We start from the raw sequence: 15,590 nt of genomic DNA, 5'->3' as shown, positions 1-15,590 counted from the left end.
CGGTGTCGACACCGTTCGCACTGGACCAGCGGCAGCGTGACTGGTGCGCCGAGCTGCGCGCCCTCGCCGCGGGGCGACTGCGCCCCCTGGCGGACAAGGGCGAGCCCGGGCGCGTCAACCGCCCGCTCGTCGCGGCCCTCGGTGAACTGGGCCTGCTGGCCCGGCTGTTCCCCGCCGACGGCTCCGTACGGGCCATGGACCTGTGCCTGCTGCGCGAGTCCCTCGCGCTGGAGTCCACGGAGGCCGAGACGGCCCTCGCCCTCCAGGGCCTCGGCACGTACCCGGTCGTGGACGCGGGGACCCCCGCGCAGCGGGCGCGCTGGTTGCCGGAGGTGGTCGCGGGCCGCGCGGTCGCCGCGTTCGCGCTCAGCGAGCCCGGCGCGGGCTCCGACGCGGCGGCGCTCGAACTGCGCGCGGAGCGCGAGGGGCCCACCTGGCGGCTCACGGGGGAGAAGTGCTGGATCTCCAACGCCCCCGAGGCCGATCTCTACACCGTCTTCGCCCGCACCGGCCCGGCCCCCGGCGCCCGTGGCGTCACCGCCTTCCTCGTTCCCGCCGACCGCCCCGGCCTCGGCGGCCGCCCGCTCGCCATGGTCAGCCCGCATCCCATCGGCACCCTCACCTTCGACGCCGTCCCCGTCGGCCCCGACGACGTCATCGGTGAGGTCGGCGGCGGCTTCCGCGTCGCCATGCGCACCCTGGACCTCTTCCGCCCGAGCGTCGGCGCCTTCGCCGTCGGCATGGCGCGGTCCGCGCTCCGCGCCTCCCTGGCCCACGCGGCCGAACGCCGCGCGTTCGGCGGGACGTTGAAGGACCTCCAGGCCGTCTCCCACCAGCTCGCCGAGATGGCGACCCGCACCGAGGCCGCCGCCCTGCTCGTCCACGCGGCCGCGGCGGCGTACGACGCGGGCGAACCCGGGACGGCGGGCCGCTCGGCGATGGCCAAGCTGTTCGCCACCGAGACCGCGCAGTACGTCGTGGACGCCGCCGTGCAGATCCACGGCGCCCGCGCCCTGGAACGCGGCCACCTCCTCGAACACCTCTACCGCGAGGTCCGGGCGCCGCGCATCTACGAGGGCGCGACGGAGGTACAGCGCACGATCATCGCGAAGGAGCTGTACCGGGCGGCCGCGGAGGGCACCACCGCACCCACGAGCCCTGAGGAGCCGAGCCGATGAGCGGCCTCGAACGCGTCAACCCCGCCGAACTCTCCCCGCCCTCGGGCTTCTCCCACGCCGTCACCGCCACCGGCGGCCGACTGGTCTTCCTCGCCGGACAGACCGCACTCGACGGTGCCGGCAAGGTCGTCGGGGACGGCCTGCCGGAACAGTTCGAGCGGGCCCTGGCCAACCTCCTCGCCGCCCTGCGCGCCGCCGGAGGCGAGCCGCACCACCTGGCGCGCGTCACCGTCTACGCCACGGACGTCGGCGACTACCGCGCGCACGCCCGTGACCTGGGGGCGATCTGGCGCCGGCTTGCGGGTCGCGACTACCCGGCCATGGCCGTGATCGGCACGACCCGCCTCTGGGACGAGGAGGCCCTGGTCGAACTGGACGGGGTGGCGGTCCTGCCGTGACCCCGCCGACTGCTCCGCTCAGCCCTCGCCCGCGCCGCCCTCCCGCTCGTCGCGGGCGGCGGCCCAGCCCCGCAGCCACGCCGCCCGCAGCGGATCACCCGGGGGATACGGACAGTCGGCCACCTGCTCGCCCAACTCGTACGCCAGCCGCCCCTCCTTGAGCGCCACCACCAGCTCGGCCTTGTTCACCGCCACGAGGGCCACCTCCCTGTCGCATCAGCATGATCCGTGAGGCCAGTGTGACCTGTGGGATCAGATGTCGCGGATCTTATGTGCCAGGTTGCTGACCTTGGCGGTCTCCCTGGGATGACGCTCTGAGCTGCGGCGGGGCGGTCGTTGGCTGTCGTCGATGGTCGTCGTTGGGTAACCTCGCACGGCCCAGCGGCGGCCCGGGCCTCCCTTGCCCCATCTGGTCCCATCCACGGCTCAGCGATGACTCGGGCAGTCCCGCGGCCTGAGTGGGCGAGTGCTTAGAAGAGGCTCGATCCGTCGCGCATCGAGGGGCGCCTGACTTGGAGTTTCCTGTGTCGGGAGCGCCATCGGGCGACGATTTCGCCGCGTATTCACCGGGGCGCGACAGCGGCTGCGGTCGGTGTGTCACTTCTTGCGCGACTTACGTTGCTTCTCCTTGGCTTCCTTCGCTTTGCGGTCAGCCGATCCGATCTTCGACCAAGGGCCTTGATGTACACGGCACCGCGATGTCCCGAGCATGGCGAGGTTGGCGCACCGCCCGCCGGCTTGGGTTCGTGCGCCACACTTCGACTGAGTCCGAGCCACGATGAACCCCCTACCTGATTTCACCGTCCACGCCTGGCGACGTGGTCGGCTCCACGGTCCCCGCGCTGGCGGCCGACGGGTAGGGCGCGCGTTCGGTAGAACGGAGGCACGGCCGCGCACACGGCTCCGGAGGGCGCGTGCGTCCTATGCATTACTGCTGGTCAGCGAGCCATGAGCGCACCGGTGCCCCTCCGCCGTCCACGAATAGGCCGCGTGTCGCACGGGTGGCTACTCCAACAGGATCTCTTCGGGGCGCCGGTTCGTGACCGCGGTCTCTCGTACGGTCAGTATGTGCTCGATGCAGGCTTCGAGGTCTCCGCCGTGGTCATCCCGGGCCATGCTTCTGAGCTCTCGGGCCAAATCTTTCCCGTTGATGAGGACGATTGGGTACTGATCCTCCACCATCTCAGTTTGCGCGGGCACGGAGTAGGAGCCTGTGGTGACGTAGACGCCGATCCAGCCCCGCCGGAGCCTGGCTACAACGCGGGCGATCTGCTCAGCGGTCACGAGGTTGTCGAGCTTGACGCATTTTGCCTGCCCGAGGACGACGAGACTGGTGCCGGCCAAGCCGTTGCCGATGTCGAGCCGTCCCACGAAGTCGGCCCCTCCATCGCCGGATCGTCGGGTAAGCCACCCTTCGACGTAGCTGTTGCCGGCGCCGCGCAGAACCCGCGATGCGACCGCGGAGGCGACGGCCTCGAAGTCGTGCTTGCGTCCATCGAAGTACTTGTAGATCAGTTCCAGATCCTTGGCCTCGGGGCTACTGGGAGCGGGACGCTGCTCAGGCACCTTGGTCACCTTGGCCCGAGCGACGCGTCGTCGGAGCCGGGGCAGTGCCGAGTTGCCGTGCTTGACCCACTCGCGCCAAGCCCGCGGGGCGAGGTCGAGTGATGCCGCGTCGGTCACGGACTTGTCCCGACGGGCATCGATCCAGGTCCAGGAGACCTTATCGTCTTCGTCGGTGAGGTCGATGAGAGCGATGTCGTACACGTAGTTCGTGAACGTCGTGTGCTCGTTACCACCCCACTGCACCAGTCGCTCTGCTCGCTCGATGACACCCAACCCGCAGAACTCGACGTGTCCTTTCACCTTTCCGTTGCGCGAGACTGCGCGGAATAGCAGCAATGGGACGGCTCCGGCTCGCTCCTCCGGGGTGTGCCCTTGGTGTCCGGTGAACGCGTCGAGCAGAGCCGCGTTGCCGTTAGTGCTTCCCGGCGCGACCGTGGTCGTGGCCTTGTGGTCGCCGAAGTAGCGGACGTGCCCGTTGTCCATATCGAACACGTCATGCCAAGGCGTCTGCTCGGTGCCCGCTTTCCAGGGGCTCGATCGAATCAAGATCACCGGCCGCCGATCACCGTCTGCTGTGCGGACCTTCGCCATGCCGTTGATCCCGGCTTCCAGCAATGCCCGCGCACGCTCCGGCGAGTGAGTCGCATGGTGAAAGTTGGGGTACCCCTCCAGCATCGCCGGCCCCGGATCCTTGCCGGTCGCGTAGCGAAAGACCTGACCGACACGCAACTGACTACCCACACATGCCCCCAGCAGTACTGACCCGACGATCGGGGTCGACAGTACCGGTCAGCACTGTCAGGACGGCGAGTCTCGAAGTTGATCAGGCACTGGCTGTCTGAAGTCGTCTGATAGCGCGACGGATGTCAGTACCGGGCTCTAAGGTCTCAAGTACGTGGTGCCAGCTGCTGGGGGGCGAGCTTTGAGACCTGTGGTTGCATCCCACGCCTCCCTGGGCAGCTCGTGGGTGCTCGCCCAGGACCGATGGTCACCCATGACCAAGCCAACGCCAACTGCGCTATACAGACTCCCGACAGGTTCGTATACCCCCATCGGCCAGCTGGTACGAACCATGGCTGTGGCCCGGAGCCCGGATGTTGGAGAGCTCCCTCCATGGGCCGATTAACGCTCGCTCAGAGTCACGCAAGTTAGGTTTAGCTCCAGGGAAGGCTACGAACCGATGATTGAGCCCAGAATTTACTTTTCGGAACACTTCGGCGTGTCCGCTGAAACTCTCGCCGCATACGGGGCGTTCGACATCTGCATCGTTTCAGATCTCCCGATGTTCATCGACCCGTTTCTCTTGTTCACCAGCGAGAAGCCCGAATATCAGGCGCTGCACCAGCAGATTGTCATTTATCTGCAGTTCCTGCAAAAAAAATCGGGCAGCGAGTTGTCTACTGGCGACATCAAGAACTGGTATCACTTCAAGGAGGTTAAGCAGAACTGGTTGGGATTCACGGTTTTCGGTAACGGCGGCCACGCCTTGGGGGAGACTTTCGCGAAATCTCTTAACAGCTCGCTTGGTGACATTCTGCGCAACGTTGGGAAAGAGGAGGTAGTCGGCACGCACTTGGAGAAATTGGCAATCATTGGCCCGAGAGTGGGTCGGGATTGTGTCAGCGACTTCACGACAAACCTGATTAAGCACTACCTTCTCCGTTATACCGAAAAGTTTGCGCGCGATCATATGCGCGAAGAGGACTGCAGCTCCTTCTCGGTTCCTAGGGCAGCCTTCAACTACGAGACTGAGACCTGGGAGACTCGCACGTACTTCCTTCCCGAGTTGCGAGACGACTTCGTCATACTAACGCCAGTTGACATGCTGACCCGCGACGATACCTGGATTAGTCGCGAAGATCTGCTCAGGCGCTTCAAGGGCCTGCCAGCGGCGGTCGAGGACGATCAGACTCGGGCGCAGCTCAATAACTACTTCTCCCGCGTTTTCTACAAAAAGCAGACGATTAGGGATCGGAATGCGGCGATCGACCGCGTGATCAAGGAGTTCCCGGAGCTCGTTGACCTCTATATTGGCCTGAAGGAAGAAGAAGGAGAGGAGGCGAAAGCTTCCAGTAGGGAGAAGACGGATGACACTCATGAAGTCCTCGTGCGGCAAGTGAAGCTAGCCGTTCCCGACCTTCAGGGGAAAACTGACTTCTACGGAAGACCCTGGACGAGCTACGACGAGGCGCTGGAAAGAGTTCTCTGTTTCAAGGACTACATCGAGAACAAGGACGGTTACCGCGTCATCAATCGCGCAGGGCGTCCATTCTCTCAAGAGGTCGAGGTTCAGCTCTTCTTTGGTTTGATTTGGTGTTATACGGATTTCGATGTGAATCGAGAGCCGAACAACGGGAGGGGTCCTGTAGATTTCAAGGTGTCGTACGGGTCGGGGGATAAATCTCTAATTGAGTTCAAGCTGGCCTCGAATTCCTCGCTTAAGAGGAATTTGGAAAAGCAGGTTTCCATCTATGAGGCGGCTAACGGGACGCGTCAGTCGGTGAAGGTGATCCTCTGCTATACCGCTGAGGACCAGGAGAAGACGGCACGAGTTCTGACGGAGCTCGATATTCGGAACGAGCCTTCAATCGTTGTTATCGACGCTCGCAGCGATAACAAGCCGTCCGCCTCCAAGGCATAGATCAACCCACCATTCACCCCCAGCTCCCATCCCGTCTGCCTGGGGCGACGGCAGACGGGATGGGAGCCCCCACCGCAACACCCACCGGCCAGCACTCGCGCACGGGCCCCTCCATCCCGGAGCCTGAGTGCCCCCGCCGGAGGCATCGTCCTGAGCCGCACTCGCGTACCGACTCGGCCACATCGCGGGTTCGCCACCCATCAACCCGAGCTGTCAGGCGTGCGGACGGCGGCCGGGCTGGAGCGGGGCGCAGACAGGAGCGCAGGCCCGGACGCCGGGCCGCGCGCGCCGCGCCGTGCGCGGCGGGTGCCTTGATGGAGTAGGGAATTTCTGACCGCAGGGCCTGATCATGGGTGTGTGCGGCCCGCCGTGCGCACGGCCGTCACCGTCCCGGGGCGACGTGCGAAGCTGGTGCGAGGAGGGCGCCGCCGGGCGGACGCCGGGACGGGCGAAGTAATGGGAGGCCACGTGCCGCAGGCCAGTCCGCGAGGCACCTACTTGCAGATCTCGGAGACTCTGCGCCAGAAGATCGAGAAGGGGCAGATCAGCGAGGCACTCCCGCCCGAGGCGGAGCTGATGGGTACCTTCGGTGTGGGGCGCAGCACGATCGGGCGGGCGCTCAAGGCGTTGAAGGCCGACGGGAGTCATCGAGTCCGTGCAGGGCGCGGGATGGTTCGTAGCGGGCACGGGTGACCGGCGCCCGCTGGTCGACCAGATGACGGACCTCCTGGGGACCAAGGGCGTAGAGGTGGGCGACACCTTCCCCTCCGAGAGTGAGCTGTGCGCTCACTTCGGCGTATCGCGTACGGCGGTTCGTTCTGCCATCGCACAGATGGAAGGACGGGGGTTCATCGAAATGAGCCCGAACCGTCGACGGAAGATTCGCGCCCTCCCGACTGAGAGGGGGGCCTCGTAGCCTTGGGTGCCATGGATCTCACCACCGGTTCTACAGCCTTGCCGAATCGTTGCTTGCCGAGCCATTGCCGCGACGTTGGTCGCATTCCTTGGGGGTGGCCGGGCGGGCCCGCTCACTCCGGGGGATCCTGGGAGACGACGCTTCCTTGATGGAGGCTGCAGCCGTACTCCACGATGTCGGCTACTCGCCGCGGATTGCCTCCACGGGCTTCCACCCCCTTGACGGCGCTCGGTTTCTTCGGGACCAGGAGGGCATGGATGAGCGGGTGGTCCGTCTGGTCGCGCACCACTCCTGCGCCCTGCTGGAGGCTGAGGAGCGGGGACTCCGCGAGGAGCTGGAAGGCGAGTTCGAGTTGGAGCGCCCGGACCTGGTGGATGCACTGATCTTCTGCGACATGACGACCACGCCGGACGGGGCATGCACGACGCCGGCGGAGCGGCTGGACGAGATCGTGCAGCGATACGGGCCGGACACGCTGGTAGGTCGATTCATTCAGCGTGCCGCCCCTGAGATTCACAGCGCTACGGCCCGGGTTGAACAGCGCCTCTCCCGCGTCAGCGCGGCTCAGCCGATGTGGGGCTCAGTACGCGAGTCGTCCAGGCCATGAGTGAAGCGGAGGAGCATCGAGGGGTGGACGCCAGGATCGCCGCTGAGCACCGCAGCAGCGGGTATGTAGTGGAGGGTCATATTCGCCTAGCCGAAGGACTTCACCTTGGTCAGCGCTCCGAAGCCACCATCGGTACGAGCACAGAACCGGGTAGATACGCTGGTAGGCGCCAGACGACGACTCGGGAGTGTGCTCAGGGGATGGGGCCGAAGACCGCGCGGGTCGACAAGACGCTTCGGGAATGGATCGCGTCTGGAGAGCTGTCCCCCGGGGACAAGCTCCCGTCGGAGCGCACGCTAGTGGAGCAACTCGACATTGGCCGGACCGCCCTTCGGCAAGTGCTGGCCCGACTCGTCGCCGAAGGCGTGCTGCAAGTTCGAGGCCGCAGCTCGTACACCGTGCCCGCCGCGCTGGCGGACGAAAGCGTAAGCGTCACCTCTCCCGGAGTGCTGGAGCAGTGGCAGATCCACGGCGAGCGCACCGTCTACGACAACCGGTGGGTGAAGCTCGACCTGGTCGACGTCGAGCCGCCGGGCGTCAAGCGGTTCGAACACCATGTGGTGCGGCTACAGCACGTGTCCATCGCCGCAGTGCTCGACGACCAGGACCGCGTCCTGATGCTCTGGCGGTACCGCTTCGTGCCGGACAAGTGGGGCTGGGAGCTCCCTGGGGGCATCGTGGATGCCGGGGAAGACGCCCTTGCCGCCGCTCTACGGGAAGTGGAGGAGGAAACCGGCTGGCGACCGGACGCCCTGGAGCGCGTAGTCATCTATCAGCCCATGGTCGGCATGGTGGACTCTCCTCATGAGATCTTCGTCGGGCGCGGGGCTCAGCATGTCGGCGACCCAACGGACGTTGAGGAAGCCGGCCACGTCGAATGGGTGTCTCTGGCCGACATTCCCGGGCTCATGGCTCGCGACGAACTGATGGGGTCAGGCACGCTGGTTGCCCTCTTGCACCTGCTCGCCACTCGTGGCGACGGGGCTCCTAGAGCCGCCCGGTAATCTGCTCGATCCGTCGGCGGTGCCGCACCGCCCGGTGCGGCACGCCAGCAACCTGGCCTCCCGCAGGTGCTCCTGCGGCTGATCGAATTCCGCACGGCGGCGGGGCTGCGATGTGACCTGGCAGGGACACCCGTGGGCTCCGGTTACTTCTCGCCGAGAACCGCGAGGTGATCGCCGAAGCTGGCCACAAGGCTGGTCAGCACTGCTTCGCCCTTCTCCGCTGAGGCATACGAGGGGAAGCCGATAACCCCACTGTCGGTGTACTCCCTCATCCCCAGTGTGAGCAGAAACGGCCTGTCGCCACCGTCGTGGTCCGCGGCCTCGTAGCCAGGGCGCACGAGCGAGGGTTCCGCGTGGAGCAGGATCGAGGTCTCGATCTCACCTGCGTGCATGTCATCATGCGCGTTGGAGACCAGGCCCGCGTGCTCCCTTGCCCGAGCCCACTCGCGTCCGTGAGGGAACAGCGTCATCCGCGGTTCGACGAGGTTGGCTTCCTGGACGATGTTGGAGAGCACGTAATTGCCACCGTGCGCGTTGACGAGCACGAGCTTCCGGACGCCGGAGGCTTCCAGCGAATCTGCAATATCGGTTACCACTGCGTGCAGGGTGCGAGCACTGATGCTGACGGTGCCTGGCCACGTCCCGTGCTCGTGGCTGCACGCGATGCTGATCGGCGGGAGGGCAAGCACCCTGTACGCGGCGGATAGCTCGCGCGTGATGATGCAGGCGATTGCTGTATCCGTGACCAGGGGGAGGTGGGCCCCGTGTTGCTCGTACGAACCGATCGGGAGTACGGCCACGCGCGGAGACTGCTCCTGAACATCGGCGGTGGTGATCGTGGGCAGCAGGTTCACGGTGCTCCTTCGGTCCGGCTCAGGTCTCCTTCATACTGCCCAGCAGCCGGTTCAGTTCAGCAATCTCCACCAGTTTCCGCCACGGCGTGAGGTACGTCTGTAGTCGGCTCAGCTCCGCGAGGATGCGAGCCGATCCTGTCGTCTGGGCGATGTCCACGGCTTGTGATGCCGCGCTGTACGCGCCCATGACGTCTTCAAGCTGGGCGTATGCCGTAGCGAGCCGGGCTAGGCAGAGGCCGCGGTCCCGCTGCTGTTCAGCAGGCCACCGGGTCAGGCTCTCTTCCAGTGTCCTCACGGCATCCTGAGGGCGTCTGAGCTGGAGAGCGCAATTAGCCGCCTCCATGTCGATGTACGAGACCGAGCAATACGGCGCGAGATTGCCGTCTTCATCGCTTGCCCCGTCGGCAAGGCTCCGGGCTTCATCGAGGGCACGGGCGCATTCATCCGCCATCGACTGTCCCAGGAGCGCGTAGGAGTTGGCGCGTGCTCGGAGGGCCACAGCTCGAACCTGGCCGGGGAGTCGGCCGGCGTGCCTCAGCGCTGCGTTGGCAAGCCCAGAGGCGTAGCCCGCCTGACCCGCTTCGGCGGCGATGTTACTGCGGCGCTGGAAGACGTACGCGTTTAGGGCGGGATCATCTAATTCGGACGAGTAGTGGAGAGCGCGGTTCGTCCAAAGCATCGCCGACTGGGAGTCTCCGGTGTCCTGGTGCAGCCAGCCCAGGAACTCGGCATAGCGGGCCCCTACGCGTACTACGTCGCCCCGGAGGGGCCCTGACGCCTCCTTGCAGAGTTCCTCGATGAGCGGCATCTGGCTCTGTACGGCGGGCACGAGGAAGCGCGGCCCGACAAGAGGCTCAGCCTGTGCGTGCTGGATGAACACCGACCGCAGGTAGTCGAGAACCTCGGGGCTGGCCTTTGGCGAGAGGATGCGCGGGCTCGGTAGCGTGGGAAGGGAATCGAGCTGGGATGGAGCGGTCTCCACCACGAATCCGAGTTCGACCCGGGTGGCCTGGTAGACCTCACAGAAGATCGCTTGATATTCATCTCCCGGGGTCCGCCGGCCGTTCTCGAACATGGAGACCTGCGTCTTCAGGCTTGATGGCGCCGGTAACTCGATTCCCAGTCGTTCGGCAGCGACCGCCATCTCGCTCATCAGCTCAGCCTGCGGCCAGCCCCGATCCGCACGGGCTGCTTGCAGCTTCGTCTTCATCGCGCCCCCAGCGTCAGGCGATGCGGCGGACCCACATCATCGCCCAATATGCGCCCGGAGGTGCGGAGTTAACAGGTAACAGGTGCCGGGTGTTAACCCTGTCCACTGTGGATCGGCGCCACATGAGGCCTACTGGTTCTCGACAGCGCGACCGGAAAGCTCGGCTTCGAGTCGTTCGATCCGGCCGTGAAGATCGGAGAGCTGGGAGGTGACATGCTTCAGTTCGACCTGAAGCTCACGGAGGCCCATAGCGGTCTGCTGGGCGGTGGGCTCACCCTTCACTGGGTCAAGCACGAAGGTGCCGCTCCCCGGGCGACCTTCGACCAAGCCCTCTTCGGCGAGTTGCCCATACGCGCTTTGCACGGTCATGAGGGCTACGCCCAGCTTCTTGGCGTAGCCCTTGGCGCCGGGCAACCGCGTTCCGGGGCCGTACGTCCCGTCGGCGATCTCGCTGCGGAGCTGGGCGGCAATCTCCCGGGCGTTGGGCTTCGAGTCCATCAGTAGAGCGTACCCAACCTAGGTCGTTTGGACTTTCTCGCCCGGAGTCCTTGACGGCAACGAAGCGACCTAGGTAGCTTCTTCTCAGGCAACTGACCTAGGTTACCTAGCGATTGGTTCGGGATGGCACGTGGCAGCTCGGCTCCAGCCGAGTGAAGCGGACCCCAGACCACCGCAACTGCATTCACCACAAGCACCTGCACGACCCGACGGGCCCGGGAGATCAGGCTCAGGAGCCCCGCACTGGACGGGGGGAGGTTCCCCGGCACCTTTGCAGCCGGAGGGCTTAGACCGAAAGGTCACGTCTCCATACGCCTTCGCCGGGCATGGCGGCTCTACCTGGTACGGGAGCCGCAGTCCCGAAGGAGACACGCACAGCACTTGCTCAACCCTCCGCAGCGCCGCCGTGCGCTGCGGCCGGTTGCCTCCTTCGCCCGTCCGGCCGTCGTGGTCGTACGGGCGGGGTTGAGGGGAGCCGGGATACGGCTTCGCCCCGGGGTGGCTTCCTCTCGCCAAAGACGTACGGCTGCCCCGGGTCCTACCCCTTCCCGAAGGTCAGGAGATCCCTGCCATGAAGACCTATGTCGGCGGTCAGCGGGCCGCCAGTGCCGACGAGTTCATCGAGTTAGCGCTCGGTACGCCGCTTGAGCTGTGGCTCGGCGAGCCGGATGAGAGCGCGGAGGAGCGGGCGGCGCGGTTGGACGCGGCGCGGGACATCCTCGCGGACGACCCGGCTCTGGTCGACTCGGTCACCCAGCTCGCCGTGGAGGTCCTCGGTGCCCACGCTCCCGCGCTGCTCAACGTCACGGTGCTCGACCGGCCGCGCACGGGCCGGGGGCGGGCGTCGGGTAGGGCGGTGGCGGCGTGATGAACGCCTTGGTCACCGCATCGGTGGCCGCCGGTCCGCTCGCGGCCGGCTGGTCGCTCCATACCCTGTTTCTCCGCCGCAAGGTCGCCCTTGCCCGGCGCGACCCGCTGACCGGCCTGCCCGGCCGTGACTCCTTCACGACGACCGCCCGCCGTCGGCTGCTTGCTCCCGCTGGGGTGGTCGTGCTGGTGGATCTGGACGGGTTCAAGCAGGTGAACGACACCTACGGCCACGCCGCCGGTGACGAGGTCCTGGCCACCGTCGCCGCGCGGCTGAAGTCCTGGGCGCAGGTGCGTGGCGGGTGCGCGGGGCGGTTGGGCGGGGATGAGTTCGCCGCCACGATCACCTGCCCGACGCTGCGTGACCTGCCGTGCGAGCTGCACACCCTGGCCGACCTGCTGTGCGTCCCGGTCACCTTCCGGGACACGGCACTGCCCGTGGGGGCGTCCATCGGCGCGTTTCCCGTGGCTGGCCTCCCCGACCCCGTCTTGCACCGTGCGCTGCGGCGGGCGGATGAGGCGATGTACGCCGCGAAGCGCGATGGCGGCGGCTGGCGCATCGCCGACGGGCCGGTCCCCGCGATGACGACGACCAACGGCCGGCGTACCGGCCGCTCCGGCACCACCGCCCGAAGTGGAGGTTCCCGATGACCGCGCTGCGCCACCGTCTCTACCGCCGTCTGCACCCGCGCCAGTACCGGGCCGGGCAACTCGCGGAACAGCGACACCAGGTCCTCGACACCGACTCCCGGCCGGTGCCCACCGACTACCCCCCGGCCCACCCCCCGGCCACGGCCGGCCGCCAGGAACTGACGGACCAGGCCGGGGCAAGCCTCCCCGGAGATGCGGCATGAGCGCCCCGGCCCTGTCGGCGCTGAACGCTCCGCTGCTCGCTCTGCGGCAGTTCAGCGCGGAATTCGCGCACCTTCCCGCCCCCACCCTGGGGGTGTCCACGATCTTCCCGGACAGGCTGGAGCTGTCCTTCCACGACGACCTTGCCGGTTTCGAGGCATGGCGCAGCGCCCTCGGAATCCTTCCTTCTTCGGTGAACTACCGCGAGCAGAGCGGTGGCCGTACCCGTGTCCTGACGGCAGAGACCGGCTGCGCCGACGCCCGGGTACGCCTGATCGGCTACGCCGATGTGCCCGCTCGCGACGAGGCGCGTTCACGGCAGGGGGCGGTCCGGTGAACGATGTTCAGATCCGTTCAGCCGAGCGTGCTCTGTCGGTGGGCATGTGGCTGATCGTCTTCGGGGCCATGCTCTACTCGGTCCTCACCGTCACCCCGCTCATGGCCGCCCACACCCCGAATGCGTGGGACTGGACGGCGCCGATCCTGCCGCTGGTCGTGGATGCCGCTGTGGTGATCGTGGTCCGCCTCGACTCCGCCCTGGCCCGTCTCGGCGGGCGTGGCGGCCGGTGGCCCATCGTCCTGAGGTGGATGACCGGCGGCATGACGCTGGCCCTGAACGTGGGCGACTCCGCGCTGCTCAAGGACATGGTGGGCGTGGCCGTGCACGGGGTGGCGCCGTTGCTGCTGATCGTCACTGCTGAGACCGGGCTGGCCTACCGGCGGGCCATCGCCGCCGCCGTAACGGCCCTGGAAGCCCGGCAGCGGGACGAACGCGAAGCGGCACGGAAGGCCGCTGCCGAACGCGTGGAAGCAGCCGACCGGCGGGCCCGTGAACAGCGCGACCACGAAGCCCAGGTCGCCCGTGAACAGCGTGAACACGAGGCCCGTCTCGCCCGCGAACAGGCCGAGCGGGAAGAGCGCGCACGCCGGGAGGAACGGGAGCACGCGGAGGCCCGGGAGCGTCAGGAACGGGCCGAGCGTGAACGCCGCGAACAGGAGCGTGAACAGCAGCAGCGCGAGCATGAACGCCGTGAACGCGAAGCTGCCGAACGCCGTGAACACGAACGCCGGCAGCGCATCGAACGTGAACGCCGTGAACGGCAGGAGCGCACCGAGCGGGCCGAGCGTGACCGCGCCGCACTGCTGGCCGCCGGACCGGCCACGGAGAAGCAGCCGGAGGAACGGGCCCGCGCCACTGCCCGCGCCGCCTTCGAAGCGGGCCTCCCCGTGCGCACGGCGGCCGAGCTAACCGGCTGGTCTACCGGCTGGGTCTCCTCCCGCTACCAGGAACTGCGCGACAACCCCACCCCGGCACCCAGGGCTCTCGAAGGAGTCGCCCCGTGAAGCTCTCGCCGAACACCAGCCCGCTGGAACCAGCGGACTTGCTCATCCGGATGCACAACCTCGTCGGTGCCGCGGTCGACGTCACCGGCCGCAGCTACGGCAAGAACTCCCGCTGGACGTGCCACGGCTGCGGTGCCACATCGGACTACCCCGTGAGCGACTTCCTGCCCTTCACCAGTGGCAGGGCCAACGCGCACGCCGCACAGTGCCGGGCCGCCTACCACCGCCTCGGCTGATGTCGCCGACGTTCGGTAAGTGCTACGACCCCACCGGGGCCCGGTACGGGATACCGACGTACCCGTGGCGTCTGGCCCCGGACGGCCTGGCCACGCGCCGCCAGCTCCGCGCCCGCGGCTTACGCCCCGGCGGTCAGCCGATCGCGGCGCAGATCATGCGCCAAAACCGCCGCCGGGGCGGGGTGCAGGTCGCCTACCTCTACCCGCTCACCGGAGCGAAGCCCGTCCGGCCGATGACACCCGGCCGGCGGGCCTCCCTCGACCGGGCCATGACGGCCCGCCGCACCTGCCCCAACTGCCGTGTTGACGCCGGTTACTGCATCCCGACCTCGCTCGGAATGTGCGTGACCTGCGCCTACCCCGAGGAACAGCGCACCGCCTGACCACCTCAACCAAGGAGTTCTGCTGTGACCACCCAGACCGAGCAGAGCAGCATCCCGGCCGCCCAGACGCAGGGATCCCACCACTGGATCATCACCCTGGAGCTGCCGGGCCGTCTGACCTCCAGCCTCTACGGCACGTGGACCCCGCCGGCCGGAGCGACCCGCCACGACGTCTTCACGGCCATCAAGAACCACATCACCTCAGCTAACCCGGACCTGACCGGAGCCAACACCATGTTCTTCGCCCTGGAGCCCAACCAGCTCTGAGGGCGACGACGTTGAAGCGCCGACTCGGCCGTCTCCTCTTTCCCGCTGCCGCCACCGTCGGTGCGGGTGTCGCCGTCTCCTACGCGGTCCGGCTCTCCGCCTGCAAGGTCCCCGCCCTGGACATCGCCGCCTGTGTCCTGGCGCTCTTCGCCACGGTCACAACGGCAGTGCACCAGGCCTTCGAGGCCGCGACCGCGACCACCCACCGCTGCAAGGTGTCCGGGTGCTCGTTCCGGGTGCGGATACAGAGCACCGACCCGGGCGAGAGCCGCCGGTGGCAGGAAGCCGCCGCCTCACACCCCGCCCACACCCTCACACAACGCCCTTGACCTGGAAGGACACGTCATGGACTGGAAATGCCAGCACTGCACCACCCAGAACCCCCCGGACGCCGAGAACTGCCGCTCCTGCGGCCAGCCCTGGGCCTCTCGCCCCACCCCGCTGGTCGAACCGCGCGACTGACATCCCTGCCGTGTGCCGCGCCTCCGGCCAGGCCCTGAGAAAGCAGGCCGGAGGCGCCCTGCGCACCCCAGATGAGGAGCACCCACAGTGTCTGACAACAGCACCACGACGACTACAGCACCTTCGGCCGATCCCGCCTCCGATCCCGGCGGCGGCCAGGCCATTCCGCTCGATATCACCGTGACGACCACTGATGCCGGAGCCTCGGCAATGGGCGGTACGGGGCGGGTACAGCGCGGTGCCGTACGAGCGTTGCCCGCCACCGTGTTCGGTGCGGAGGCGGCCACCGTGGCCACGTCCGGCCTGT

Annotated in this window: 22 protein-coding genes; 17 read left to right on the top strand and 5 right to left on the bottom strand. The window is 67.3% G+C overall.

Annotated elements, in window-relative coordinates:
- The first annotated feature begins 2 nt into the window (after nucleotides 1-2).
- Entirely contained in the window at nucleotides 3-1,178 is a 1,176-nt protein-coding gene (locus tag FHS38_RS28755; RefSeq protein ID WP_229822791.1) for an acyl-CoA dehydrogenase family protein, read from the top strand.
- Nucleotides 1,175-1,576: a RidA family protein gene (locus tag FHS38_RS28750; RefSeq protein ID WP_184738473.1), complete on the top strand. Its 402-nt coding sequence runs from the start codon at nucleotides 1,175-1,177 to the stop codon at nucleotides 1,574-1,576. The genes FHS38_RS28755 and FHS38_RS28750 overlap by 4 nt, the downstream gene beginning before the upstream one ends.
- Nucleotides 1,577-1,594: 18 nt before the next feature.
- Here FHS38_RS28750 and FHS38_RS28745 read toward each other — a convergent pair whose 3' ends face one another.
- On the bottom strand, nucleotides 1,595-1,771 hold the full coding sequence (locus FHS38_RS28745; RefSeq protein WP_184738471.1) for an Rmf/CrpP fold protein: 177 nt from the start codon (nucleotides 1,769-1,771) through the stop codon (nucleotides 1,595-1,597).
- 810 nt (nucleotides 1,772-2,581) lie between these two features.
- On the bottom strand, nucleotides 2,582-3,883 hold the full coding sequence (locus FHS38_RS28740; protein WP_229822790.1) for a restriction endonuclease: 1,302 nt from the start codon (nucleotides 3,881-3,883) through the stop codon (nucleotides 2,582-2,584).
- Nucleotides 3,884-4,322: 439 nt separating this feature from the next.
- On the opposite strand from FHS38_RS28740, the gene FHS38_RS28735 reads away from it, so the two are divergent.
- The 5 genes from FHS38_RS28735 (at nucleotide 4,323) to FHS38_RS28720 (ending at nucleotide 8,310) form a co-directional block, all read left to right on the top strand.
- A complete protein-coding gene (locus tag FHS38_RS28735; RefSeq protein WP_184738469.1) occupies nucleotides 4,323-5,783 on the top strand; it encodes a DUF8370 family protein in 1,461 nt (486 codons plus the stop codon).
- Between the two features lie 468 nt (nucleotides 5,784-6,251).
- Nucleotides 6,252-6,476, top strand: coding sequence for a GntR family transcriptional regulator (locus tag FHS38_RS36205; protein WP_308433587.1), 225 nt, complete (start codon nucleotides 6,252-6,254; stop codon nucleotides 6,474-6,476).
- Between the two features lie 22 nt (nucleotides 6,477-6,498).
- Entirely contained in the window at nucleotides 6,499-6,699 is a 201-nt protein-coding gene (locus FHS38_RS36200) for a GntR family transcriptional regulator (RefSeq protein WP_308433586.1), read from the top strand.
- Nucleotides 6,680-7,306: an HD domain-containing protein gene (locus tag FHS38_RS28725; RefSeq protein WP_184738701.1), complete on the top strand. Its 627-nt coding sequence runs from the start codon at nucleotides 6,680-6,682 to the stop codon at nucleotides 7,304-7,306. Before FHS38_RS36200 ends, FHS38_RS28725 begins: the two co-directional genes overlap by 20 nt.
- Before the next feature lie 200 nt (nucleotides 7,307-7,506).
- The gene (locus tag FHS38_RS28720) at nucleotides 7,507-8,310 is read left to right on the top strand and encodes an NUDIX domain-containing protein (protein WP_184738467.1); all 804 of its coding nucleotides are present in this window, start codon (nucleotides 7,507-7,509) and stop codon (nucleotides 8,308-8,310) included.
- Between the two features lie 143 nt (nucleotides 8,311-8,453).
- Here FHS38_RS28720 and FHS38_RS28715 read toward each other — a convergent pair whose 3' ends face one another.
- From FHS38_RS28715 to FHS38_RS28705, 3 genes are all read right to left on the bottom strand, one after another.
- The gene (locus FHS38_RS28715; RefSeq protein WP_229822789.1) at nucleotides 8,454-9,164 is read right to left on the bottom strand and encodes a creatininase family protein; all 711 of its coding nucleotides are present in this window, start codon (nucleotides 9,162-9,164) and stop codon (nucleotides 8,454-8,456) included.
- A 19-nt stretch (nucleotides 9,165-9,183) separates the two neighbouring features.
- Nucleotides 9,184-10,317, bottom strand: coding sequence for an NsdA family TPR-like regulatory protein (locus tag FHS38_RS28710; protein ID WP_184738465.1), 1,134 nt, complete (start codon nucleotides 10,315-10,317; stop codon nucleotides 9,184-9,186).
- Nucleotides 10,318-10,503: 186 nt separating this feature from the next.
- A complete protein-coding gene (locus FHS38_RS28705; protein ID WP_184738463.1) occupies nucleotides 10,504-10,872 on the bottom strand; it encodes a GntR family transcriptional regulator in 369 nt (122 codons plus the stop codon).
- 571 nt (nucleotides 10,873-11,443) lie between these two features.
- Here FHS38_RS28705 and FHS38_RS28700 point away from each other — a divergent pair.
- From FHS38_RS28700 to FHS38_RS34925, 10 genes are all read left to right on the top strand, one after another.
- The gene (locus tag FHS38_RS28700) at nucleotides 11,444-11,740 is read left to right on the top strand and encodes a hypothetical protein (RefSeq protein WP_184738461.1); all 297 of its coding nucleotides are present in this window, start codon (nucleotides 11,444-11,446) and stop codon (nucleotides 11,738-11,740) included.
- On the top strand, nucleotides 11,740-12,390 hold the full coding sequence (locus FHS38_RS28695) for a GGDEF domain-containing protein (protein ID WP_184738459.1): 651 nt from the start codon (nucleotides 11,740-11,742) through the stop codon (nucleotides 12,388-12,390). The genes FHS38_RS28700 and FHS38_RS28695 overlap by 1 nt, the downstream gene beginning before the upstream one ends.
- On the top strand, nucleotides 12,387-12,593 hold the full coding sequence (locus tag FHS38_RS28690) for a hypothetical protein (RefSeq protein ID WP_184738457.1): 207 nt from the start codon (nucleotides 12,387-12,389) through the stop codon (nucleotides 12,591-12,593). The genes FHS38_RS28695 and FHS38_RS28690 overlap by 4 nt, the downstream gene beginning before the upstream one ends.
- Nucleotides 12,590-12,928: a hypothetical protein gene (locus tag FHS38_RS28685; RefSeq protein ID WP_184738455.1), complete on the top strand. Its 339-nt coding sequence runs from the start codon at nucleotides 12,590-12,592 to the stop codon at nucleotides 12,926-12,928. The genes FHS38_RS28690 and FHS38_RS28685 overlap by 4 nt, the downstream gene beginning before the upstream one ends.
- Nucleotides 12,925-13,935 carry a DUF2637 domain-containing protein gene (locus FHS38_RS28680; RefSeq protein ID WP_184738453.1) on the top strand — a complete coding sequence of 337 codons (1,011 nt, stop codon included), beginning with the start codon at nucleotides 12,925-12,927 and terminating at the stop codon, nucleotides 13,933-13,935. The genes FHS38_RS28685 and FHS38_RS28680 overlap by 4 nt, the downstream gene beginning before the upstream one ends.
- A complete protein-coding gene (locus FHS38_RS28675) occupies nucleotides 13,932-14,171 on the top strand; it encodes a hypothetical protein (RefSeq protein ID WP_184738451.1) in 240 nt (79 codons plus the stop codon). The genes FHS38_RS28680 and FHS38_RS28675 overlap by 4 nt, the downstream gene beginning before the upstream one ends.
- On the top strand, nucleotides 14,171-14,554 hold the full coding sequence (locus tag FHS38_RS28670) for an RRQRL motif-containing zinc-binding protein (RefSeq protein WP_184738449.1): 384 nt from the start codon (nucleotides 14,171-14,173) through the stop codon (nucleotides 14,552-14,554). The genes FHS38_RS28675 and FHS38_RS28670 overlap by 1 nt, the downstream gene beginning before the upstream one ends.
- 24 nt (nucleotides 14,555-14,578) lie before the next feature.
- Nucleotides 14,579-14,821, top strand: a complete 243-nt coding sequence (locus FHS38_RS28665) for a hypothetical protein (protein ID WP_221495477.1) — start codon at nucleotides 14,579-14,581, stop codon at nucleotides 14,819-14,821.
- A gap of 11 nt (nucleotides 14,822-14,832) precedes the next feature.
- Nucleotides 14,833-15,150 (top strand): hypothetical protein, encoded by a 318-nt coding sequence (locus FHS38_RS28660; RefSeq protein ID WP_184738447.1) that lies wholly within the window; start codon nucleotides 14,833-14,835, stop codon nucleotides 15,148-15,150.
- 220 nt (nucleotides 15,151-15,370) lie between these two features.
- On the top strand, nucleotides 15,371-15,590 hold a 220-nt coding region (locus FHS38_RS34925; RefSeq protein ID WP_221495476.1), incomplete at its 3' end, for a hypothetical protein.

It is taken from the genome of Streptomyces netropsis (assembly GCF_014203545.1).
In the GTDB taxonomy this organism is placed as follows: domain Bacteria; phylum Actinomycetota; class Actinomycetes; order Streptomycetales; family Streptomycetaceae; genus Streptomyces; species Streptomyces netropsis.
The sequence above is the reverse complement of the archived record's forward strand: the minus strand, read 5'-3'. Positions and strand labels throughout refer to the sequence as shown.